Here is a 23,437-nt window from a genome sequence, read left to right on the forward strand (position 1 = left end):
GAAGGGCCCCGACGCCTAGCGTCGGGGCCCTTCTTTTTTGGTGCAACGAGGGCCACTCCCAGCAGCTGGAGTGGCCCTCTCTTGCGTTCGGGGACCGTGTGGGTCAGGCGCGTTGCCACAACGCGGGCACATTGGGTGGTTCCCAGCCCGCCTGTGCCTGGTGCCCCTGCAGACACCGGTAGGTCGCGCCGCCATGAGTGACCCGGTCACCCGCCTGGTAGGTCACCCCAACCTGCCAGGTGCCGCCGCCCGGAGGCGGACTCGTCGGGGGGTCCGTGGGCGGTATGCCCGGGACGTTGAGCACGAAGTCGAACGTGGCCTCCCTTCCCGTCCCCACCGTCCGGACGGTCATCAGGAGGCGGGGATCGAAGATGGTGTCGGTGTTGTTGCGCGGCTCGCCGGGGAAGTACAGCTGCGTCGTCAGGATCGGCCGGCCGGGGGCCTGGGCCTTGACGTGGAGGTGCCTGGTGCGGCCGGGGTAGAGGCCGGGCACGATCGTGGTGAGCTTGAAGGCGCCCTGGGCGTTGGTGTACTGGTGGCCGCGGAAGTTGTACGTGATGTTGTCGTAGGCGCCGCTGTTGTCGGCCTGCCAGAAGTCCAGCAGCACGTTGGCCAGGGGCTGGCAGGCGAGACCGAAGACGTACCCGCTGACGGTGAGCGGCGTGCCGGCGCCGGGCAGGACCGCGCGCTGGGGGGAGTTCGGCTTGAAGTACGGGCCCTCCATCTGGGGGATGGTGGGGTCGTCGCCGTCGTCGCAGTACGGGGTGGGAGTGAGCGGGCCGCCGCTCTCGGCCGTCTGCCGGGCGAGGGCCGGCACCTGTCCGAGGAGCAAGGGGACCGGTGTCGCTATGAGTGCCGCCTTGAAAAGCGTCTTTCTGCTGATGCCGCCTTGGTTATCCGCGCGAGTGTGCTCGCCGTCCACGATTGCCTCCTTGAAGAGCGGCCCGCCGGGGGGTGGGGCGGGCTGTTTCCCAAGGTGGCACCCGGGCCGTCCGGGTGAGTACCCTCCACTTTTCTATATGTCCGGCAATATGTTCGCCCCGCGTACGGACCGCTGTCGGCGGTCAGTAGGGTTGAAGGGTGGATTATCGTGCGGTAGAACGCGCGATCATGGATCGTGGCGTCGAGTGGGATTTCGAGCCGACGCTCGATCGGATCGCGGCCCTCCTTGACCTGCTCGGCTCGCCGCAGCGGGCGTACCCGGTCATACACATCGCCGGCACCAACGGCAAGACGAGCACGGCGCGGCTGACCGAGACGCTGCTCAGGGAGCGCAACCTGCGGGTGGGGCGGTTCACCAGCCCTCATCTGGTGTCGATGCGCGAGCGGATCACCGTGGACGGTGAGCCGCTGAGCGAGGAGCGCTTCTCCCAGGTCTACGAGGAGGTCATTCCATACGTCGAGCTGGCCGACACGCAGGGCCGGCGCATCCAGTTCTTCGAGCTGCTGACGGCCATGGCGTTCGCGGCGTTCGCCGACACGCCGGTCGACGTCGCCGTCGTCGAGACGGGCATGGGCGGGTCGTGGGACGCGACGAACGTCGCCGACGGCACCGTGTCGGTGATCACGCCGATCTCCCTCGACCACACCGACCGGCTCGGTCCCGACATCCCGAGCATCGCCGGAGAGAAGGCCGGCATCATCAAGGCCGGCGCGACCACCATCCTCGCCCAGCAGGAGCTGGAGGCCGCCGAGGTGCTGATGCGGCGCGTGGCCGACGTCGGCGCGGTCGTGGCGCGCGAGGGGCTGGAGTTCGGCGTGCTGAGCCGGGAGGTCGCGATCGGCGGGCAGTTGCTCACGCTGCGCGGGCTCAAGGGCGTCTACGACGAGGTCTACCTGCCGCTGTACGGCGCCCACCAGGCGAGCAACGCCGTGTGCGCGCTGGCCGCCGTCGAGGCGCTGACCGGCGGTGACGATCCGCTCGACGTGGAGCTCGTACGCGCCGCGTTCGCGCAGGCGTCCTCTCCGGGGCGGATGGAGGTCGTGCGGCGCACCCCCACGGTGGTGATCGACGCCGCGCACAACCCGGGCGGCATGCAGGCGTCGCTCGACGGGCTGCACGAGGCGTTCGACTTCGCCAAGGTGATCGGCGTGGTCGGGGTCATGCACGACAAGGACGTGGCGGGGCTGCTGGAGCTGCTGGAGCCGGTCCTCGACGAGATCGTCGTGACCCGCAACTCCTCGCCCAGGTCCATGTCCGCCGAGGAGCTGGCGGCCCTGGCCGAGCCGTTGTTCGGCGAGGAGCGCGTCCACGTCGTCGAGCGGCTCGACGACGCCATCGACAGGGCGATCGGCATGGCCGATGCCGAGGGCGAGTTCAGCGGCACGGGAGTGCTCATCACCGGGTCCGTCGTGACGGCGGGCGACGCGCGGTTGCTGCTCAAGGCGGACGGCACATGATGAACTTCGAGGTCACACCCGGCATGCGCAGGCTCGGCGCGAGCGTGCTCGGCATGGAGGCGATCGTGGCCGGGCTCATCACGCCGGTGGCGATCAGCGTGGGCGGCGTCGAGCCGGCGCTCGCCGTGACGGTCGGCATCGGTCTGGCCGTGCTGTGCGTGGTCGCTGCGGGCCTGCTCAAGCGGCCCTTCGGGTACGTGCTCGGCAGCGTCGTCCAGGTGCTGGCGATCTGCACGGGCTTCGTCGTGACGACCATGTTCTTCCTCGGCGCGATCTTCACCGCACTGTGGATCACAGTGATTATCGTCGCTCGCCGTGTCGAGGGCGCTACTTCCCGCTAAAGTCGGCCTCTATGGCCGTCCCCCCAAGCACGCGGCCGCCGCATCAGGCGCGCCTCAGACATCCCTGGCTGCTCGACACGTTGCTCGGGCTCCTCGTCGTGGCGTCGCTGCCGCTGGCGGTCGTCGCGATCCCCAACACGCTGTCCGTCGTCGCCAGGCTGCTCCCGCTGGGCCTCGACCACGCCGGGCTCATGCGCACGCACGGGCTCGCCCTGCCCGCGCTGATGCTGGCCGTCCCGCTGGCGGGCGTGGCGCTGCGGCGGGTGCCCGCCGCTCACCTGCTGGTCGGCGCGCTGGCGCTGGTGGCGCTGTCCGACGCCGCGGGCGGGTACGCGGACTCCGAGCTCGTCGTCGGCGCGGTGCGCGTGCTGCGCGGCATCGGCGCCGGCCTCGTGCTCACCACCACGCTGGCGGCCGTGTGGGACCGCCTGCCGGTGCTGCGGGCCCTGTGGGTGGGGGTGTTCGGTCTCAGCCTGCTCGCGGCGCAGGCGCTGGCGCTGTGGCCGCTCGACGCGGTGAGCAGCTGGCGGGTCACGCTGCAGCCGTACCCGATGGTGACGGGTGTGGCGCTCGGCCTGGCCGCGGTTCACCTGGTCGCGTGGATGCTGCTCGGGCGGCCGGAGACGCCCGCCCCTGATCTGCGCGAGCGCGGGCGGCTGCTGCTGGCGGCCGTGCCCGCCGCGGCCATCGCGGTCGTGGCGATCAGCACGGCGAGCGAGGGGTGGCGGGCCCTGCTGGTGGTCCTGCTGGCGGCGGTGGCGGTCCTGGGGCTGCTGGCGCTGGCCTCGATCGGGGTCGCTTCCGGCCGCACGCTGGCGTACACGATGGTGGCGGTGGGTGTGGTGCTGCTGCCCAGCGCGGCGCAGGTCACGCTGGTGGAGATGGGCGGGCTCGGCGGTCCTGGGCTGCGTGGCCTGTGGGTGCCGTACACCGTGGCGGGGGTGCTCGCGGTCGCCGCCTCGGTGGCGGTGCGGCTGCTCACCCGGGCGGCCGGGCGCTGGCTGGCTCCTCTGGGGCTGCTGGCCATGGTGGCCGGGCTCTGCTCGGTGCGGATCGTGGTGCCGTCGGCCGACGGGATGGTGCTCACGGTGCCGTTCAGCCTGCTCGCGGTGGGCGCTGCGGTGGCGCTGACGGCGGCGTTGCAGGAGGTGGGCGTCGGGGCGGCGGTGTTCGGGCTGTCACTGGGCTGCACGGGCGTGCTGGCGGGGTTCCTGCTCGGCACGGGAGTGCAGATGGCCATGCTGGACGGGGTCCGGTCGGCTCAGGAGCTGGTCGACAGCTTCGTGGAGGCGTTGCACTGGTGGGCGCTGATCGGCGGGTTCCTCGTGGTGGCCATCATCGTCCTGGCGGCCGTGATGGCCCGGCGTTCCGGGACGGGCGCCGCGCCGGCGGAGCCGGTGCCGCTGACGGACCCGCCTTGTGCGGGCATCCCCACCGCTGATCCCGTGGACGTGCTGCTCGTGCCGGCGCCGGGCAGGGACGACGACGCGGAGGAGGAGGAAGGGCCCACCGGCGCGATCCCCCGCGTGGTGCTGCCCGTGGCCGCCCGAGGGGCCTTCGACCAGGCCGGGGCCGCGTCCGAGGACGAGGGGGCCGGGCCCGCCGTGCCGCCTCAGGGGCATTCTCCCGAGGACGGCGGCGCGCCTTCCTAGGCTCGGCCGCGGTCGCGGAAAACGAGGGCGGGGCCGGGGACGGTAAGCTGAGGGCCCTGCTACGGCGCCGCGTGGGCACGTGCCCCGCGACGCGTCTTCGCGACCAGGCCCGATGCCTGCAGTCGCGACCCCACTCTGTTCGAAGGAGAACTCCAAGTGTCCGAGCGCACTCTTGTCCTGATCAAGCCCGACGGGGTTAAGCGCGGCCTCATCGGTGACGTGATCGCCCGTGTGGAGCGCAAGGGCCTCAAGGTCGTGGCGATGGACCTGCGCACCCTCGACGCCGACACCGCCAAGGCGCACTACGCCGAGCACTCCGAGCGGCCGTTCTTCGGCGAGCTCGTCGAGTTCATCACCTCGGGGCCGCTCGTCGCCATGGTGCTGGAGGGGCCGCGTGCCGTCGAGGCCTTCCGCGCGCTGGCCGGCGCCACCGACCCCGTCAAGTCGGCTCCGGGGACGATCCGCGGCGACCACGCCCTCGAGATCGGTGAGAACGTGGTGCACGGCTCCGACTCGCCCGAGTCGGCGGCCCGCGAGGTCAAGATCTTCTTCCCGGACCGGTTCTAGGCCGTTCGAGGGTTTTCCGCGCGCGTCTTCGCGGCTTCGGCCGCGGGGGCGCGCGTTTTTCATGCCGGAACGTGGAATAGGGCGTCCGCGTGACCGGCCCGCGGGTGCGGCGCGGCTGAATTTTGTCGGCTGCTTACCGTATGGTTTCTCGCGGTTGGTTGTTGGATCGTTCCAGAGCCTCAGCGGATGTTGTGGTGCAATCCGGGCAAAATTGCGGTTGAGGTAGGGGCTGGAGATTTTTGATGGGCGCGATGGCTCATTGCGCGCATCGGTGGGTACGTCACGTTACGATTCGAATTCAATCCGTAGTCATTCGCGAACGACGTTACGGAGGGCTCCGTTCCCCATGGGCAGCAAGCTCGCGTTCCTCGGCCGTGACATGGCGGTCGACCTGGGCACCGCCAACACGCTGGTCTACGTGCGTGGTCGTGGCATCGTGCTCAACGAGCCATCAGTCGTCGCGATCAACACGGCGACCGGCAAGATTGTGGCGGTCGGCATCGAAGCCAAACGAATGATCGGCCGCACACCTGGCAACATCATCGCGGTCCGTCCGCTCAAGGACGGTGTGATCGCGGATTTCGACGTCACTGAGCGGATGTTGCGATATTTCATTCAACGAGTGCATCGGCGGCGACATTTCGCCAAGCCGCGCATCATCATCGCCGTGCCCAGTGGCATCACCAGCGTTGAGCAGCGGGCGGTGAAGGAGGCCGGCTACCAGGCGGGGGCCAGGAAGGTCTACATCGTCGAGGAGCCGATGGCCGCCGCCATCGGGGCCGGGCTGCCGGTGCACGAGCCGACGGGCAACATGGTCGTCGACATCGGCGGCGGCACCACCGAGGTGGCGATCATCTCGATGGGCGGCGTGGTCACGAGCCAGTCGATCAGGATCGGCGGCGACGAGCTCGACCAGGCGGTGATCGCGTTCGCCAAGAAGGAGTTCTCGCTGATGCTCGGCGAGCGCACCGCCGAGGAGATCAAGATCGCCATCGGCTCGGCCTGCCCGTTCGGCGAGGAGGCGCACGCGGAGGTCCGCGGACGCGACCTGGTCAGCGGGCTGCCCAAGACGATCATCGTCTCCAGCGAGGAGATCAGGAAGGCCACCGAGGAGCCGGTCAACGCGATCGTCGACGCGGTCAAGACCACGCTCGACAAGTGCCCGCCCGAGCTGTCCGGCGACATCATGGACCGCGGCATCGCGCTCACCGGCGGCGGAGCCCTGCTCAAGGGGCTCGACGAGCGGGTCAAGGCCGAGACGGGCATGCCCGTCCACCTGGTCGACAACGCTCTCGACTCGGTGGCCATCGGGTCGGGCAAGTGCGCCGAGGAGTTCGAGGCCCTGCAGCAGGTCCTGGTGCCGGAGTCGCGACACTGATGAGAGATTCACGCCGTGCCCGGCTGATCCTGGGAGTGCTGCTGGCGGCGGCACTGGTCATCCTGACCGTCGACCACCGCACCGGCGAGAGCTCACCGCTGCGCCCGCTGCGCGCGGCCGGGTCCTATCTGTTCGGCACGGCGGAGCAGTTCGGCGGCGGGGTGTTGCGCCCCGTCAGCACATTCGTGCACGCGATCCTGACCGCGCCCGCCTCCAGGGAGCGCATCGAGGCGCTCAAGGCGGAGAACGCGAAGCTGCGCGCGGGGCTGCTGGCAGGCAAGCTGAACGCCGACCGCTCCAAGGAGCTGGATCGGCTGGTCGGGCTGGCCGGGGCCGGCGGATACAAGGTGGTCACCGGCAACGTCGTCGCCAGACGGGGCCAGCCCGGGTTCGAGGACGCGGTGCAGATCGACATCGGCACCAACGACGGGGTGCGGTCGGAGATGACCGTGCTCAACGGCGACGGGCTGGTCGGGCGGGTGTTGCACGCCTCCGCCCGTACGTCGACGGTGGTGCTGCTCAGCGATCCCGCCTCGGCCGCCGGGGCGCGGCTGGAAGGCGGCAAGGAGATCGGCGTCGTGCACGGGGTGGGGGAGCACGGGCGGCTCGTGCAGTTCCGGCTGCTCGACTCCACGGCGGCGATGGCCAGGGGCGGGCGGATCGTGAGCTTCGGCTCCCAGCACGCGCGGCCGTACGTGCCGGGGGTGCCGATCGGGGTCATCGAGCGGGTGGAGTCCACGCCCGGGGAGCTGACGCGCATCGCCTACGCCAGGCCGTACGCGGATCTGACCGCTCTCGACGTGGTCGGCGTGGTGGTGGAGGCGCCGAAGCGGGACCCGCGTGACGCGGTGCTGCCCTCCAAGGAGGGCTCGCGGTGAGGAGAGGACGTTGCCGTAAGGGCGCCTGCCAGGCGGCGGGCGCGAGGAGGCGCAAGGGGGGCTGCCCAGCGGCGCTCGCGGGCAGGCGCGGGGGCGCCTGCTGTGTCCTGTTGTCGGTGAGGCGGGTGCGCGGGGCCGTTGACGGCGTGGTGATCGGCGGGGCCGGCGTGGGGCCGGCGGGCGAGGAGGGGGCGCGGTGATCGGGGGTGTTTCCGTCGTGCTGGCGTTGCTGGCGCAGGTGATGCTCGTCAACCGGGTGCCGCTGCCCGCCGGCGGAGCGCCCGATCTCGTGTTGCTGACCGTCATCGGGGCCGCGCTGGTCAGAGGGCCCGCGCCGGGGGCGGTGCTCGGGTTCTTCGCCGGGCTGCTGGTCGACGTCATGCCGCCGACCGCTCATCTCATGGGCCAGTACGCGTTCGTGCTCGCGCTGGTCGGCTACGTCGCCGGGCGGGGCGCGGGCGGCCCCGTGACGACCGTCGTGCTGTGCGTGCTGATGGCGCCGCTGCTGGCGGCGGCCGTGGGCGGGCTGATCTCCGATCCCCGCGTGACGATGTCCACGCTGATCGAGCAGGTGCCGGTCACGATCGTCTACACGCTGCTCGTCTCGCCGGTCGTGATCTGGCTGACCACCAGAAAGAGATTCGCGCCATGACCAGGATGCGGGCCCGGCTGCTGGTGCTGCACGTGCTGGTGCTGACGCTGCTCGTCGTGCTGGCGGTGCGGCTGTGGCAGGTACAGGTGGTGCGCGGGCAGGAGTTCGTCACGCGGGCCACGGAGACCAGGACACGCGCGGTCATCGTGCCGGCGGTGCGCGGGCAGATCCTCGACTCCTCGGGCCGGCCGCTGGTGCGCAACAAGACCGCGCTGGTCGTCTCCGTCGACAGGACCCGCCTGTCGAGGATGAAGGACGGCGGCGTCAAGGTGCTGAGCAAGCTGTCGGCGGTGCTCGGGCGGCCCGTGTCGGACCTGCAGCAGCGCATCACGCCGTGCGGCCCCAACGTCGGCAAGCCGTGCTGGACGGGGTCGCCGTACCAGCCCGTGCCGCTGGACGAGAAGGTCGACACGCGCGAGGCGCTGCAGATCCTGGAGCGGCAGGAGGAGTTCCCCGGGGTGACGGCGGAGATCCACTCCGTCAGGCAGTATCCCGGCGGCAGGGCCGGCGCGCAGATGCTCGGCTACCTGCAGCCCGTCACCGAGGCCGAGCTGGAGAAGCGGGAGGGCCTCAAGGCCAGCTTCTCCGGGGTGGACCTGGCGGGGCGCGACGGGCTCGAATACGTCTACGACGACGCGCTGCGGGGCAAGTCCGGGCTGCGCAGGGTGCAGGTCGACCGGATGGGCAAGGCGCTCGGCGTGGAGGAGCAGATCACCCCCATCCCCGGCGACCACCTCGTGACCAGCATCGACTCCCGCGTGCAGACGGTGACCGAGAAGGCGCTCGACAAGGCGATGAAGTCGGCGCCGTCGGCCGACGGCGGGGCCGCGGTGGTGCTCGACGCGCGTACGGGGCGGGTCGTGGCGCTGGCCAGCGCGCCCGGGTACGACCCGGAGATCTGGGCGGGCGGGATCTCGGCGCGGGGCTACCAGTGGCTGCTGTCGGAGAAGTCCGGCAAGCCGCTCGTGTCGCGGGCGATCAACGGGCAGTTCGCGCCCGGCTCGACGTTCAAGGTGTCGTCGGTGGCGTCCATGCTGCGCGCGGGATACCCGCTCAACGGCCACTACTCCTGCCCGGGCTCGTACGCCGTGGGCGGCCGGGCCTTCAACAACTTCCGCGGCATCGCGCTGGGCACGCTGTCCCTGCACACGGCGCTGGTCAAGTCGTGCGACACGATCTTCTACCGGGCGGCGTACGAGCAGTACCTGAAGGACGGCGGGCGCTTCCCGAAGCGCAAGCCCAAGGAGGTGTTCGCCAACATAGCGCGGGCGTTCGGGTTCGGCAGCCCCACCGGCGTGGACCTGCCGGGCGAGTCCGGCGGGCGGATCCCCGACCGGGCCTGGAAGAAGGAGCTGTGGCAGCAGACCAGCGCGATCAACTGCGAGCGGTCGCGCAAGGGCTATCCGGAGGAGAAGGACAGGGCGCGCGCCGAGTTCCTGAAGCGGCTGGCGCTGGAGAACTGCACCGAGGGCTTCCTGCTGCGGCCGGGTGACTCGGCCAACTTCTCCATCGGGCAGGGCGACGTGCTGGTCACGCCGATGCAACTGGCCCGGGCGTACGCGGCGCTGGTGAGCGACGGCAAGGTGCGCAGCCCGCGCATCGGGTGGGCGCAGGTGCGGCCCGACGGCAAGGTGGTCAGGACCATCCCCGTGCCGGTGGTCGGCAAGCTGCCGCTCAGCGAGAAGGAGCGGCTCTACATCAAGAACGCGCTGAGCCAGGTGGCCGCGGATGGCACGGCGGCGGGGGCCTTCGCCGGGTTCCCGATGAACAAGGTCCGGGTGGGCGGCAAGACGGGCACCGCCGAGGTCTGGGGCAAGCAGGACACCTCGTGGTTCGCGTCGTTCGCGCCCACGAAGAACCCCCAGTACGTGGTGGTCGCCATGGTGTCGCAGGGCGGGATGGGCGCGCAGACGGCCGCTCCGGCCGTACGGGAGATCTATGAGGGCATCTACGGCATCAAGCGCAAGCCCGCCGTGGCCAACGGCGGGCGGCTGACCACGCGGCTGCCGCGCTTCGCGCCGGACGGCACGGTGATCCGGGGATGAGCACGCATGCGGGAGGGCGGAGGTGATGGCGCGGACAGCGGCCGTGCGGCGGCCCTCACTGTTCCGGCGGATCACCGCCGAGAACTCCACCGTGCGCCGGCTCGACGGGCTGATGCTGGTCGCGGTGGCCGGCCTGTGCGTGATCGGCACGCTGCTGGTGTGGTCGTCCACCAGGACCTGGGCGCCGGGCTCGACGGGGCTGGTGAAGAAGCACCTGCTCAACGAGACGATCGGCGTGGTGCTGTGCGGGATCGTGGCCATGGTGGACCACCGGGCGATGCGGGCGTACGCGCCGCTGGTGTTCCTGCTGTCGCTGGTCGGGCTGGGGCTGGTGATCACACCGCTGGGCGCGACGATCAACGGGTCGCACTCGTGGATCCTGCTCGGCGGCGGGTTCGCGGTGCAGCCGTCGGAGTTCGCCAAGGTCGGGCTGCTGCTCATCATCGCGATGTTGCTGGCCCAGCCCGCCGAGGGCAGTGATCGGCCGCGCGGGCTGGACGTGACGCTGGTGCTCGTGTGCGCCTCGATCACGATGGGGCTGGTGATGCTCCAGCCGGACCTGGGCACGGCGATGGTGCTCGCCGTGATCACGGCCGCCGGGCTGATCATCGCGGGGATGCGCAAGCGGTGGATCGGGGGGCTGACGATGGTCGCGGGCGCCGGGATGTTCTCGGTGTTCTACTTCCAGATGCTGGAGCCGTACCAGGTGGCGCGGTTCACGGCGTTCGTCGACCCGAGCGTGGACCCGCGCGGGGTCGGCTACAACAGCACGCAGTCGATGATCGCGATCGGCTCCGGGCAGCTCCTGGGCAAGGGGCTGCTCGGCGGCGGGCAGACGACCGGGCGGTTCGTGCCGGAGCAGCACACCGACTTCATCTTCACCGTGGCGGGGGAGGAGTTCGGCTTCCTCGGGTCGGTCACCGTGGTGCTGCTGCTCGGGGTGGTGCTGCTGCGCGGGCTGAAGATCGCCAGGCAGTGCGAGGACCGGTTCGGGACTCTCGTCGCGGGCACGATCGTGTGCTGGTTCGCGTTCCAGACGTTCATCAACGTGGGCATGACGATCGGGATCATGCCGATCACCGGGCTGCCGCTGCCCTTCGTGTCGTACGGCGGCACCGCCACGTTCGCCAATCTCATTGCAGTTGGGCTTCTCCAGGCCATCAGGGTGCGAAGACAGTCGTTTAATTAGAGGTATGTTCCTGGCTTATTGCGATGAGTGCGGCGAACGCTTCCTGCTACCAGCGAATCACGTCGCCGCCGTGCACAATCTGGACAGCGGGGTCATCGCCGTCGAGCTGACCTGCTACGAGGGGCACCACATCGTGGTGCTCAGTGGAAACGACATCGACATCCCCGGACCTGCCACCGTCTGAGCGCCGCTACCCTTGACGGTATGCCTGTCGAGTCGATTTTCCACCGCCTGGAAGCGCTGCTGCCCAAGGTGCAGAAGCCCATCCAGTATGTCGGGGGTGAGCTCAACTCGACCGTCAAGGACTGGGACGCGGCGGACGTGCGCTGGGCCCTGATGTACCCGGACGCCTATGAGGTCGGGCTGCCCAACCAGGGCGTGGCCATCCTCTACGAGATCCTCAACGAGCTCCCGGGCACGCTGGCCGAGCGCACGTACGCGGTCTGGCCGGATCTCGAGGCGCTCATGCGGGCCGAGGGCGTCCCGCAGTTCACCGTGGACGCGCACCGGCCGGTGCGCGCCTTCGACGTGCTCGGCGTGTCGTTCTCGACCGAGCTCGGCTACACCAACATGCTGACCGCGCTCGATCTGGCCGGCATCCCGCTGCTGGCCGCCGACCGGGGCGAGGACGACCCGATCGTGCTCGCCGGCGGCCACGCGGCCTTCAACCCCGAGCCGATCGCCGACTTCCTCGACGCGGCCGTGCTCGGTGACGGGGAGCAGATCTCCATCGCCATCTCCGAGGTCATCCGCGAGTGGAAGGCCGAGGGCAGCCCCGGCGGGCGCGACGAGGTGCTGATGCGGCTCGCCGAGTCCGGCGGGGTCTACGTGCCGAAGTTCTACGACGTCGAATACCACGCCGACGGCCGCATCAAGCGGGTCGCGCCCAACCGGGCCGAGGTGCCGTGGCGGGTGCACAAGCACACCGTGATGGATCTCGACGAGTGGCCCTACCCCAAGAAACCGCTGGTGCCGCTGGCCGAGACGGTGCACGAGCGGTTCAGCGTGGAGATCTTCCGCGGCTGCACGCGGGGCTGCCGCTTCTGCCAGGCCGGCATGATCACGCGCCCGGTGCGCGAGCGCTCCATCACCACGATCGGCGCGATGGTCGACAACGGCATCAAGGAGTCCGGCTTCAACGAGGTCGGGCTGCTGTCGCTGTCGTCCGCCGACCACTCCGAGATCGGCGAGGTCGCCAAGGGCCTGGCCGACCGCTACGAGGGCACCAACACCTCGCTGTCGCTGCCCTCGACCCGGGTCGACGCGTTCAACATCGACCTGGCCAACGAGTTCTCCAGGAACGGCAGGCGCTCGGGCCTGACGTTCGCGCCCGAGGGCGGCTCGGAACGCATGCGCAAGGTGATCAACAAGATGGTCACCGAGGAAGACCTGATCCGCACCGTCACCACGGCCTATTCGCAGGGGTGGCGCCAGGTCAAGCTCTACTTCATGTGCGGGCTGCCCACCGAGCAGGACGAAGACGTGCTCGGCATCGCCGACCTGGCCAAGAAGGTCATCAAGGCGGGCCGCGAGGCGACCGGGAGCCGCGACATCCGCTGCACGGTCTCCATCGGCGGCTTCGTGCCCAAACCGCACACACCGTTCCAGTGGGCGGGCCAGGCCGACCACGAGACCGTCGACAGACGGCTCAAGGCGCTGCGCGACTCGCTGAGAGGCGACAAGAACTACGGCCGCGCCATCGGCTTCCGCTACCACGACGGCAAGCCGTCCATCGTGGAAGGGCTCCTGTCGCGGGGCGACCGCAGGGTCGGCGCCGTGATCAGGGCCGTCTGGGAGGACGGCGGCCGCTTCGACGGGTGGAGCGAGCACTTCTCCTACGAGCGCTGGATGGCCGCCGCCGACAAGGCGGGCGTCGACGTCGACTGGTACACCACGCGCGAGCGCGAGGAGAACGAGGTCCTTCCGTGGGACCACCTCGACGCCGGGCTCGACCGCGAATGGCTGTGGCAGGACTGGCAGGAGGCCGTCACCGGCGGTGAGGTCGAAGACTGCCGCTGGACTCCGTGCTACGACTGCGGCGTCTGCCCGACCATGGGCACCGAGATCCAGATCGGCCCCACGGGGCGGAAACTCCTTCCTCTGACGGTGGTCTAGCGCGCTCAGTGGGCGAGCCGTGTCACGGCGTACACGTTCATCCGCCGCGGCGGCTTATCCTGAGACGAAGGAACTCTTACAAGGGAAGGACGACAAGCTCTGAAACCTGTTCCCGAAGGGCCTCCGCCCGCGCCCACGGTGCAGCGCCTGCGTGTGCGTTACGCCAAGCGCGGCCGCCTGCGCTTCACCAGCCACCGCGACATCTCGCGGGCCGTCGAGAGGGCGGTCCGCCGTGCCGGCATTCCGGTGGCTTACAGCGCGGGCTTCTCGCCCCACCCGAAGATCTCCTACGCGGGCGCGGCGCCGACCGGCGTCGCCAGCGAAGCCGAATACCTCGAGATCGGTGTTACCACGCCGTGCGATCCCGCCCAGGTCAGACAGCACCTGGACGAGTCGTTGCCCGCTGGGCTCGATGTGCTCGACGTCGTGGAGGCGGGGCAGGGTGGGCTGGCCGACCGCTTGGAGGTCTCCGACTGGCAGGTGCGGCTTCCTGGTGCCGATCGCGAGCCCGCCGAGGTGGCGGTGGAGAAGTTTCTCGCGGCAGGCACTGTGGAAGTCGAGCGCCTGACCAAGAAGGGTCCCCGCCGCTTCGACGCGCGGCAGGCCGTCCTGGGGCTGACGGTGTCCGAGGGAACAGACAGAACTGCAGCTCAGGTGCAGGGAGAGCCGTGTGTCATACTGCGCATGGTTGTTCGGCACATGACGCCTGCCGTTCGACCCGACGATGTGCTCACAGGGCTGCGCCTTGTGGCCGACTTCGCGCCGCCGGTTCCCCCCGAGGTGACCAGGCTGGCGCAGGGGCCGCTCGACGCGAGCACCGGTGCACTTGCCGACCCGCTCGACCTTGACCGCGACACCACGCGCGGCGGCGAGGCGGGACCGGTGGGTGAGCACGTCGCCGGTTAAGGACGAGCCCGGCATGAGCCTGGCACGACCGCTGACAGGACTTGGCGCCGGCGCGCTCCTCAGGAGAGCGCCGGCGGACAACGAGACACGAGGGCTCCTGCGCGGCGCGGCGACGCGCCCGGGAGCTGACGGGAGAGCGCCCGCATGCTCGACAACGAGCCCAACGCCGGGGCCACTGGCCCTGACGGGGAGACAATTGAACAGCCCGAGGTGACCAGTCGTCGCCGCTCCGCCAGCCGCCCCGCGGGCCCTCCGCCGGAGCTGCCCGAGGAGCCGGCCTCCGCCCCGGTCACGGTCGCCGCCGCGCAGTCCGCGCCGTCCGTGGCCGATGTGCAGGCGGTGCAGAGCAGCGCCGCGCAGCGGGCCGCCGGTGAGCCGGCGCCCGAGCTTCTCACGGCGACCGGACGGCCGGCCGATGCCGGTACGGCGACCGCGCCGGCCGCCGCTGATGAGGCTTCCGAGGCCGCTGGTGCGGCTGCCGGAAGCCCGGTGGAGGCCGCTGCGGCCGAGGCCGTCGGTGATGCCGTGGCCGAGAAGCCGAAGAGGGCTGCCAGGACACGGTCGACCGCGACGACGACGCGGCGACGTACGACGAAGAAGGCCGCGGAGGCCGAGGCGGAAGCCTCGGTGGCGGTTTCCGAGGGTGAGACCGGTGTGACCGGTGCTCTCGGGGAGGCCGGTGCGCCTGATGCCGCCGGAGCGGTCGGCGAGGCCGCTGAGGGCGTCGTGGAGGCGCCTGTGAAGCGGCGCAGGACGCGTAAGAAGACCGAGGAGGAGGCCGCGGCGCCTGCCGCCGGGGTGCCCGGTGCGGCGGTGCCCGGTGGCGAGGCGCGGTCCGTGGAGGACTCCGCCGCGCGGGCCGGGGCGGCCGAGGCCGGTTTCGCCGCGGGGGCCGAGGTGGTCGCGCCCTCCGGTGGTGGTGAGGTCGCGGCGCCGTTCGGCGACGAGGCGGCGATCACGAGTGGTGGTGGTCAGGCGACCACGGGTGCCGGTGGTCAGGCGGGCGCGGCCGAAGGTGTCGCCGCGGGTGCCGGCCTTGCGGCAGGAGAGGCCGTCGTCGCGCCTGAAGGAGCGACCGGGACGACGCGGCGCCGCACGCGCAAGTCCACGGCGAGGGCCGGCCAGGCGCCGGCGGCCGCGACGGCCGCCGGCGAGGCCGGGGGCGCCGCGGTGTCCGCCGGCGAGGCCGCCGCGGCGGCGGGCGCCGGTGAGGGGCTCGCCGGTGCTGAGGTGGCCGGTGGCGAGGCCGCGGAGCCCGCCGGGGCGGGTCGCGCGGCGGCCGGCGCCGGTAGGGGCCGTGCGGGTGCCCGTAGGGGCCGTGCGGACGCTGAGGCGGCCGGTGCCGGTGAGGTGGCCGAGGCCGAGGGCGACGAGGACATTCTGGAGATCCTGCCCGAGGACGAGCCGCTCGACGACGAGCCCGCGGGCGAGGACCTCGACGAGGAGAACGTGCGGCCGAGCCTGCTCGCCGACCCCTTCGGGCTGACCGCGCGCAGGGACGTCGAGCCGGGCGGCGCCGCGTTCCAGCGGCCCGCGGCCATCTTCGCGCCGCTGTTCCAGGCGCCCGACCCCAGCCAGGCCAAGCCGGTCGTGCAGCGCAAGGCCGAGCCGCAGCCCGCTCCCGAGCCCGAGGAGGTCGAGGAGCCGGTCGACGAGAGCGTCACCGAGGACGAGACCGACCTCGACACCTCCGACGAGCAGGAGGAGGAGGGCGGCGGCCGGCGTCGCCGCCGGCGCAGGGGCGGCAGGGGCCGCGGCAAGGCGCGCGAGCGTGACGAGGCCGAGGACGGCGAGGAGTCCGAGGAGGAGGGCGACGAGGAGCAGGCGGAGGAGGGCCAGGACGAAGAGGCCTCCACGTCGCGGCGTCGCCGCCGTCGCCGCCGCCGGGGCAGCGACGAGGGCGCCGAGCCGGCCAGCGACGACCCGCCGAACACCGTGGTGCGCATCCGCGCGCCGCGCTCCGGCCGTGCGGCGGCACTCGACACCGCCACCGACGGCGTGCAGAGCGTGCGCGGCTCGACCCGGCTGGAGGCCAAGAAGCAGCGCCGCCGCGAGGGGCGCGAGCTCGGCCGCCGGCGCCCGCCGATCATCACCGAGTCGGAGTTCCTGGCCCGCCGCGAGTCCGTCGACCGGATGATGGTGGTGCGCCGCCAGGGCGACCGCACGCAGATCGCGGTGCTGGAGGACGGCGTGCTCGTCGAGCACTACGTCAACCGCGAGGCCAGCCAGTCGTACGTCGGCAACGTCTACCTCGGCAAGGTGCAGAACGTGCTGCCCTCGATGGAGGCGGCGTTCGTGGACATCGGCAAGGGCAGGAACGCGGTCCTGTACGCCGGCGAGGTGAACTTCGACACCGCCGGGCTGGAGGGCCAGCCGAAGCGGATCGAGTCGGCGCTGAAGTCGGGCCAGTCGGTGCTCGTGCAGGTCACGAAGGATCCGATCGGCCACAAGGGCGCCCGCCTGACGTCGCAGATCAGCCTTCCCGGGCGTTACCTCGTGTACGTGCCGGACGGGTCGATGACCGGCATCAGCCGCAAGCTGCCCGACAAGGAGCGCACGCGGCTCAAGAGCATCCTGAAGAAGGTCATGCCGGAGAACGCCGGTGTGATCGTGCGCACCGCGGCCGAGGGCGCCTCCGAGGAGGAGCTGGCCCGCGACGTGGCCAGGCTGTCGGCGCAGTGGGAGAGCATCCAGAAGAAGGCCAAGTCGGCCAGCCCGCCCGAGCTGCTGTCCGCCGAGCCCGACCTGACCATCAGGGTCGTGCGTGACGTCTTCAACGAGGACTTCACGAACCTGGTCGTCCAGGGCGACGAGGCGTGGGACACGGTGGACGACTACGTCCAGTACGTCGCCCCGCACCTGGCGGAGCGCCTGTCGAAGTGGGACGACGGCGAGCACGGCGACGTGTTCGAGTCGTACCGGATCGATGAGCAGCTCTCCAAGGCGATGGAGCGCAAGGTGTGGCTGCCGAGCGGCGGGTCGCTGGTGATCGACCGTACCGAGGCGATGACCGTCGTCGACGTCAACACCGGCAAGTTCACCGGCCAGGGCGGCAACCTGGAGGAGACCGTCACCAGGAACAACCTGGAGGCGGCCGAGGAGATCGTCCGCCAGCTCAGGCTGCGTGACATCGGCGGCATCATCGTGATCGACTTCATCGACATGGTGCTGGAGTCGAACCGCGACCTGGTGCTGCGGCGGATGCTGGAGTGCCTGGCGCGCGACAGGACGAAGCACCAGGTGGCCGAGGTCACCTCACTGGGGCTGGTCCAGATGACGCGTAAGCGGGTCGGTCAGGGCCTGCTGGAGGCGTTCTCGACGCCGTGCGAGTGCTGCAACGGGCGTGGTCTGCTGGTGTCCACCGAGCCGGTGGAGACCAAGCCGGAGCCGCGCGGCACGCAGGGCAAGATGGCGGTCGAGAAGGCGGTCTCGGACAAGGTTTCCGCGGCCAAGGACTCCTCCAGCCGTGATACCGTGACCGGTGCGCTTGAGGACGTCCCGGCCGAGGACGACCAGGCAAACCAGACTTCCGGCAGAGGGCGGCGACGCTCCCGCCGAGCCAAGTCTGCCGAGTAGCTGCTCGGCGGACTTCCGACGATCCGTCCGGTTCGCCTAGGGGCCCGTTAATCCGGTACCCTGGTGAATCGGTGCGTCAGGTGACGTGCCCTGTTGGCGCGCTTACTCGGTTCGTCGGTTTGAGACAGGCCGAATGACAGGCGCAGCATTCGGCGGCCGCCTCTTCGTGAGGCGGCCGATGTTCGAGACAACAGTGAAGTCAGTAGAAGGGTTCCGCGGTGTACGCGATCGTTCGTTGCGGCGGCAGGCAGCAGAAGGTCTCCGTCGGTGACGTCCTCGAGGTGGACAAGGTCGCCGGCGAGGTCGGCTCTTCGGTTTCGCTGCCGACGGTGCTCGTCGTCAACGACGGCGATGTGACCACCGAGGCGGGCAAGTTCACGGTCAGCGCCGAGATTCTCGGCGAGACCAAGGGCCCGAAGATCCGCATTCTCAAGTACAAGAACAAGACCGGTTACAAGAAGCGCCAGGGTCACCGCCAGCGGTACACCCAGGTGAAGATCACCGGTATCGAGCAGGCCTGAACGGGAGTTTGAGAGATGGCACACAAGAAGGGCGCGTCGTCCACCCGGAACGGTCGTGACTCCAACGCCCAGCGTCTGGGCGTCAAGCGCTTCGGTGGCCAGCTGGTCAACGCGGGCGAGATCATCGTCCGCCAGCGTGGCACCCACTTCCACCCCGGCGACAACGTCGGCCGTGGTGGCGATGACACGCTGTTCGCGCTGGCCGCGGGTCACGTGCAGTTCGGTGTCAAGCGCGGCCGTCGGGCCGTGAGCATCGTTCCCGTCGCGGAGTAGGGTTTCCCGCTTCTCCGACCTTCGGGTTTGTTGCTTCAGGGGTGGATCGACTCGATCGGGTGTCGATCCACCCCTTGGCGTTTTCCGGGCCTCACGGCCTCGGTGCTGGAATGAGATGCCCCCTGGCGGGGGTGATGGAGGAATACGGGGATGCCGGACTTCGTGGACCAGGTGGTCCTTCACATCACGGCCGGTGACGGGGGGAACGGGTGCGCCTCCATCCACCGGGAGAAGTTCAAGCCGCTCGGCGGCCCCGACGGCGGCGACGGCGGGCGCGGCGGTGACGTGATCCTCGAGGTCGACCCCAACACCGCCACCCTGCTCGACTACCACCGCCGCCCGCACCGCAAGGCGGAGAACGGCAAGCAGGGCCAGGGCTCCAACCGTGACGGCGCCAACGGCGAGGACGTGATCCTGCCGGTGCCCAACGGAACCGTGGTGAAGGACGCCTCCACCGGCGAGGTGCTGGTGGACCTCGTGGGCGCCGGCACGCGGTACGTGATCGCCCAGGGCGGGCACGGCGGGCTCGGCAACGCCGCGCTGGCCAGCACCAAGCGCAAGGCGCCCGGGTTCGCGCTGCTCGGCGAGCCGGGCGACGGCCTCGACGTGATCCTGGAGCTGAAGAGCGTCGCCGACGTGGCGCTGGTGGGCTTCCCGAGCGCGGGCAAGAGCTCGCTGATCGCGGCGCTGAGCGCGGCCAAGCCGAAGATCGCCGACTACCCGTTCACCACCCTGATCCCCAACCTGGGCGTGGTGACCGCGGGGGAGAACGTGTTCACCGTCGCCGACGTGCCCGGCCTGATCCCCGGGGCGTCGCAGGGCAAGGGGCTCGGGCACGAGTTCCTGCGGCACGTCGAGCGGTGCGACATGCTCGTGCACGTCATCGACTGCGCCACCATGGAGCCGGGGCGCGACCCGATCACCGACTACGAGGTGATCGAGGCGGAGCTGCGGGCGTACGGGAAGCTCGAGGACCGGCCGCGGATGATCGTGCTGAACAAGGCCGACGTGCCCGACGCGCGGGAGCTGGCCGAGATGGTCAGGCCCGAGTTCGAGGCCAAGGGGCTGCAGGTGTTCACGATCTCCGCCGCCACGCACGACGGGCTGCGGGAGCTGACGTACGCGATGGGCGAGTGGGTCGCGGCGGCCAGGGCCAACAAGCCCGTCGAGGAGCCGACGCGGCTGGTGATCCGGCCCAAGCAGCTCGGGGACGCCGGGTTCAAGGTGCGGCGGGTCAACGACAACCTGTTCCAGATCACCGGTGAGAAGCCGGAGCGGTGGATCAGGCAGACCGACTTCAGCAACGACGAGGCCGTCGGCTACCTCGCCGACCGGCTGGAGCGGCTGGGCGTGGAGGAGGAGCTGGCCAAGGCCGGCGCCAAGGCCGGCGCCGAGGTGGTCATCGGGCCCATGGAGGGCGGTTACGTCTTCGACTGGCAGCCGACGCTGAGCGCCGAGTCGGCGCGGCAGGGGCCACGCGGCACCGACATGCGTCTCGGGTAGCACCCGGTCCCTGCCGCGCCGAGGGCGCCGGCGGCGCGCCCGAAGGGCACCGGCGGCGCGGGCGGCGCTGGGAAAGGGCGCGGGCGAAGGGCGCGGGCACCGCGCGAAGGGTGCCGGCGCCGCGCGAAGGGTGTCGGCGCCCCAGGGCGGGTCAGGCGCGGAGGGTCGCTTCCGCGCCGCCGTCCGCGTACAGGATCTGGCCCGTCATGAACGAGTTGGCGGCGCCGACCGTCCAGGCGAGCAGGGACGCGATCGCGTCGACCGGGCCCGGGAAGGCCAGGGGCTGCGGCATGGCGGCGGCCACGAGGGCGCGTGCCTGAGGGTCGTCCAGGAACGTCGTACGGGCCGTCCGAGTGTCCACCACGCCCGGCGCCACCGCGTTGAGCGGGATGCCGGACCCGGCCCAGGACAGGGCGGCCCGGCGCAGCCACCGGTTGAGCGCGAGCTTGCTCGACGGGTAGACGGCGCGCCCCCGCCCGGACTCGACGAGCGCGCGGGCGGACGCGGCGGCGGCGTCCTCGTCCATGGTCAGGCAGGACTCCACGAGGCCGTCGTCGGCCGCCACGATGGCGCTCAGTGAGGAGACGGCGACCGCTCTGGGCTGCGCGGACGCCGCCAGGAGCGGCCGCAGGCCCTCCAGGGTGGCGATGGTGCCGAAGAAGTTGAGCCGCACCGTCAGCTCGGACGGCAGCGCGAGCCCGGCGACGGCGACGAGACCGTCGATCCTGCCGCCGGACGCCGAATCGACCTCCGACACCAGGCTGTCGCGGCCCTGCGGGGTGGCCAGGTCGGCGAGCACGTCGGCGTCGCGCACGTCGCAGCGGATCACCTTCGCTCCCGACGAGGCGAGGTGGTCGGCGGTGGCCGCGCCGATGCCGGAGGCGGCGCCGGTGACGACATAGGTTCGAGTTTCCACGAGTGAAAAATTATATTCGTTGAAGTAATGCAGTCAATGCAGACAATGCGCCGATTCGGTAGCGGTGGCTCACCGGCGAGCCGATAGGCTGCCTAACGTGCGGGAACAGATCAGCTCAGCGTCGAAGGTCGTCGTCAAGGTCGGCTCCTCCTCGCTCACCACCCCCCAGGGCATGATCGACGTGGATCGGGTCGACGCCCTGGTGGACGTGCTGGCGGCCAGGCGCCGCACCGGGACGCAGATCGTCCTGGTGTCCTCCGGAGCGATCGCGGCGGGCCTGGGCCCGCTCGGGCTGAGCGCGCGACCGCGCGACCTGGCCACCCAGCAGGCCGCCGCCTCCGTCGGCCAGGGCGTGCTGGTGGCCCGCTACACCTCCTCCTTCGCCCGCTACTCGCTGCGCGTGGGCCAGGTGCTGCTGACCGCCGACGACATGATGCGGCGCGCGCACCACGCCAACGCCCAGCGCACCCTGGCCAGGCTGCTGGAGCTGGGCATCGTGCCCATCGTCAACGAGAACGACACGGTGGCCACCGACGAGATCCGCTTCGGCGACAACGACCGCCTCGCGGCGCTGGTCGCCCATCTGATCCACGCCGACGCGCTGGTGCTGCTGTCGGACGTGGACGCGCTCTACGACGGCCCGCCCAGCCGCAGCGGCTCACGCAGGCTGGCCGAGATCCGCGGGCCCGAAGACCTGGTCGGGGTCGAGCTGGGCAAGAACGGCGCCGCCGTCGGCACCGGCGGCATGATCACCAAGGTGCAGGCGGCCAGGATCGCCACCGGCGCGGGCGTGCCTGTGGTGCTCACCGCGGCCGCTCACGCGGCCCAGGCGCTCGCCGGAGCCGACGTCGGCACCTACTTCCACCCCGGGGGCCGCCATCCCGGCACGCGCCTGCTGTGGCTCGCGCACGCCACCACCGGGCGCGGCCGCCTCCACCTCGACCAGGGCGCCGTGGAGGCCATCGTGGGCCGCCGCAAGTCACTGCTGCCGGCCGGGGTGACGGCGGTGGAGGGCGAGTTCGCGGCGGGCGACCCGGTGGACCTGTGCGGCCCCCAGGGGCTCGTGGTGGCCCGCGGCCTGGTCAACTTCGACGCGACCGAGATACCCGGGCTGCTCGGCCGCTCCACGCGGGAGCTGGCGAGCGCCCTCGGTCCGGAATATGAACGCGAGCTGATTCACCGCGACGACATCGTCATACTGGAATCCCACAGCTAGACAAGCCCTGGCAAGGAGCGCGTGATGTCCGAAGAGTTCCTGAAGGTCGCCCGTGCGGCACGAGAGGCCGCCGCCGAGCTGGCCCCGCTGCCGCGGGCCCCCAAGGACCGGGCGCTGCGCACGATCGCCGACGCCCTGGTCGCGCATGCCGCCGAGATCGTCCAGGCCAACGCCGAGGACGTCGAGCGGGCCAGGGCCCAGGGCACCTCCGAGTCGATGATCGACCGGCTGCGGCTCGACGAGGCCAGGATCGGCGCCATCGCCGAGGCCGTGCGCCAGGTGGCCGACCTGCCCGACCCGGTCGGCGAGGTCGTCCGCGGCTCCACGCTGCCCAACGGGCTGGAGCTGCGCCAGCTCAGGGTGCCGCTGGGCGTGATCGGCATCATCTACGAGGGCCGTCCCAACGTCACCGTCGACGCCGCCGCGCTCTGCCTCAAGAGCGGCAACGCGGTGCTGCTGCGCGGCTCGTCCAGCGCCTACTCCTCCAACACCGCGCTGGTGAAGGTCATGCAGGGCGCGCTGCGGGGCACCGAGGTGCCCGCCGACGCCGTCCAGCTCGTGCCGGGCCTGACGCGCGACTCGGTCAAGGAGCTCATGCGGGCCCGCGGGCTGGTCGACGTGCTGATCCCGCGCGGCGGCGCGTCCCTGATCAACTCGGTGGTCGAGGAGTCCACGGTGCCGGTGATCGAGACCGGCGTGGGCAACTGCCACGTGTACGTCGACGCCGAGGCCGACGTCGACCTGGCCGTGCAGATCCTGCTCAACGCCAAGGCGCAGCGGCCGTCGGTGTGCAACGCCGCCGAGACGTTCCTGGTGCACGCCGGCGTCGCCGACGCGTTCGTGCCCAGGGCGCTGGCGGCGCTGCGCGAGGCGGGCGTGACCGTGCACGGCGACGAGCGGATCGCCGGCTACGGCGCCGAGGTCGTGCCCGTCACCGACGACGACTTCTTCACCGAGTACCTCTCGCTCGACATCGCCGCGGCCGTCGTCGGCTCGCTGGAGGAGGCGGTGGCGCACATCCGGCGCTACGGCTCCGGCCACACCGACGCCATCGTCACCCGCTCGCAGCAGGCGGCCCGCAGGTTCGTGGCGCTCGTCGACTCGGCGGCCGTGGCCGTCAACGCCTCGACGCGCTTCACCGACGGCGGCGAGTTCGGGTTCGGGGCGGAGATCGGCATCTCCACGCAGAAGCTGCACGCGCGCGGCCCGATGGGGCTGCCCGAGCTCACCTCCACCAAGTGGATCTATACGGGTGAGGGGCATTTGCGCACGTCAGAGGGCACGGTGGTGTGCGGTTGACCGGCGTGTC

19 protein-coding genes are annotated in these 23,437 nt (G+C 71.1%); 17 read left to right on the top strand and 2 right to left on the bottom strand.

The genetic code is table 11. The features are described from left to right. Positions 1 to 103 precede the first annotated feature (103 nt). Positions 104 to 832: a dioxygenase family protein gene (locus HD597_RS04115; protein ID WP_253740366.1), complete on the bottom strand. Its 729-nt coding sequence runs from the start codon at positions 830 to 832 to the stop codon at positions 104 to 106. A gap of 278 nt (positions 833 to 1,110) precedes the next feature. On the opposite strand from HD597_RS04115, the gene HD597_RS04120 reads away from it, so the two are divergent. The 15 genes from HD597_RS04120 (at position 1,111) to obgE (ending at position 19,996) form a co-directional block, all read left to right on the top strand. Then, a complete protein-coding gene (locus HD597_RS04120) occupies positions 1,111 to 2,400 on the top strand; it encodes a bifunctional folylpolyglutamate synthase/dihydrofolate synthase (protein WP_253740367.1) in 1,290 nt (429 codons plus the stop codon). Further along, a complete protein-coding gene (locus HD597_RS04125; RefSeq protein ID WP_253740368.1) occupies positions 2,397 to 2,741 on the top strand; it encodes a DUF4233 domain-containing protein in 345 nt (114 codons plus the stop codon). The genes HD597_RS04120 and HD597_RS04125 overlap by 4 nt, the downstream gene beginning before the upstream one ends. An 11-nt stretch (positions 2,742 to 2,752) precedes the next feature. Beyond that, positions 2,753 to 4,393, top strand: a complete 1,641-nt coding sequence (locus HD597_RS04130) for a hypothetical protein (protein ID WP_253740369.1) — start codon at positions 2,753 to 2,755, stop codon at positions 4,391 to 4,393. Between the two features lie 156 nt (positions 4,394 to 4,549). Further along, positions 4,550 to 4,960: a nucleoside-diphosphate kinase gene (gene ndk / locus HD597_RS04135; protein WP_185102209.1), complete on the top strand. Its 411-nt coding sequence runs from the start codon at positions 4,550 to 4,552 to the stop codon at positions 4,958 to 4,960. 346 nt (positions 4,961 to 5,306) lie between these two features. Next, positions 5,307 to 6,338 carry a rod shape-determining protein gene (locus HD597_RS04140; protein ID WP_148443635.1) on the top strand — a complete coding sequence of 344 codons (1,032 nt, stop codon included), beginning with the start codon at positions 5,307 to 5,309 and terminating at the stop codon, positions 6,336 to 6,338. Then, positions 6,338 to 7,216, top strand: coding sequence for a rod shape-determining protein MreC (gene mreC, locus HD597_RS04145; protein WP_253740370.1), 879 nt, complete (start codon positions 6,338 to 6,340; stop codon positions 7,214 to 7,216). Before HD597_RS04140 ends, mreC begins: the two co-directional genes overlap by 1 nt. Before the next feature lie 196 nt (positions 7,217 to 7,412). Next, positions 7,413 to 7,868 (top strand): rod shape-determining protein MreD, encoded by a 456-nt coding sequence (gene mreD / locus HD597_RS04150; RefSeq protein ID WP_253740371.1) that lies wholly within the window; start codon positions 7,413 to 7,415, stop codon positions 7,866 to 7,868. Further along, positions 7,865 to 9,913 (top strand): penicillin-binding protein 2, encoded by a 2,049-nt coding sequence (gene mrdA / locus HD597_RS04155; protein WP_253740372.1) that lies wholly within the window; start codon positions 7,865 to 7,867, stop codon positions 9,911 to 9,913. Before mreD ends, mrdA begins: the two co-directional genes overlap by 4 nt. A 25-nt stretch (positions 9,914 to 9,938) precedes the next feature. Further along, positions 9,939 to 11,102: a rod shape-determining protein RodA gene (rodA, locus tag HD597_RS04160; RefSeq protein ID WP_253740373.1), complete on the top strand. Its 1,164-nt coding sequence runs from the start codon at positions 9,939 to 9,941 to the stop codon at positions 11,100 to 11,102. 204 nt (positions 11,103 to 11,306) lie between these two features. Then, the gene (locus tag HD597_RS04165; RefSeq protein WP_253740374.1) at positions 11,307 to 13,217 is read left to right on the top strand and encodes a TIGR03960 family B12-binding radical SAM protein; all 1,911 of its coding nucleotides are present in this window, start codon (positions 11,307 to 11,309) and stop codon (positions 13,215 to 13,217) included. Between the two features lie 138 nt (positions 13,218 to 13,355). Further along, a complete protein-coding gene (locus HD597_RS04170; RefSeq protein ID WP_253740375.1) occupies positions 13,356 to 14,123 on the top strand; it encodes a TIGR03936 family radical SAM-associated protein in 768 nt (255 codons plus the stop codon). Between the two features lie 144 nt (positions 14,124 to 14,267). Further along, a complete protein-coding gene (locus HD597_RS04175) occupies positions 14,268 to 17,699 on the top strand; it encodes an Rne/Rng family ribonuclease (protein WP_276082812.1) in 3,432 nt (1,143 codons plus the stop codon). A gap of 218 nt (positions 17,700 to 17,917) precedes the next feature. Then, positions 17,918 to 18,220 carry a 50S ribosomal protein L21 gene (rplU, locus tag HD597_RS04180; protein ID WP_043634375.1) on the top strand — a complete coding sequence of 101 codons (303 nt, stop codon included), beginning with the start codon at positions 17,918 to 17,920 and terminating at the stop codon, positions 18,218 to 18,220. A gap of 15 nt (positions 18,221 to 18,235) precedes the next feature. After that, positions 18,236 to 18,493 carry a 50S ribosomal protein L27 gene (gene rpmA, locus HD597_RS04185; protein ID WP_012893687.1) on the top strand — a complete coding sequence of 86 codons (258 nt, stop codon included), beginning with the start codon at positions 18,236 to 18,238 and terminating at the stop codon, positions 18,491 to 18,493. Between the two features lie 150 nt (positions 18,494 to 18,643). Then, positions 18,644 to 19,996 (top strand): GTPase ObgE, encoded by a 1,353-nt coding sequence (gene obgE, locus HD597_RS04190; protein ID WP_253740376.1) that lies wholly within the window; start codon positions 18,644 to 18,646, stop codon positions 19,994 to 19,996. Between the two features lie 151 nt (positions 19,997 to 20,147). Here the strand turns inward: obgE and HD597_RS04195 are convergent, their stop codons facing one another. Beyond that, positions 20,148 to 20,912: an SDR family oxidoreductase gene (locus tag HD597_RS04195; RefSeq protein ID WP_253740377.1), complete on the bottom strand. Its 765-nt coding sequence runs from the start codon at positions 20,910 to 20,912 to the stop codon at positions 20,148 to 20,150. A 97-nt stretch (positions 20,913 to 21,009) separates the two neighbouring features. On the opposite strand from HD597_RS04195, the gene proB reads away from it, so the two are divergent. Continuing rightward, positions 21,010 to 22,128, top strand: a complete 1,119-nt coding sequence (gene proB / locus HD597_RS04200) for a glutamate 5-kinase (protein WP_372513356.1) — start codon at positions 21,010 to 21,012, stop codon at positions 22,126 to 22,128. A gap of 24 nt (positions 22,129 to 22,152) precedes the next feature. Beyond that, the gene (locus tag HD597_RS04205; protein ID WP_253740378.1) at positions 22,153 to 23,427 is read left to right on the top strand and encodes a glutamate-5-semialdehyde dehydrogenase; all 1,275 of its coding nucleotides are present in this window, start codon (positions 22,153 to 22,155) and stop codon (positions 23,425 to 23,427) included. Positions 23,428 to 23,437: the final 10 nt, after the last annotated feature.

The organism is Nonomuraea thailandensis, assembly GCF_024172165.1.
In the GTDB taxonomy this organism is placed as follows: Bacteria; Actinomycetota; Actinomycetes; order Streptosporangiales; family Streptosporangiaceae; genus Nonomuraea; species Nonomuraea thailandensis.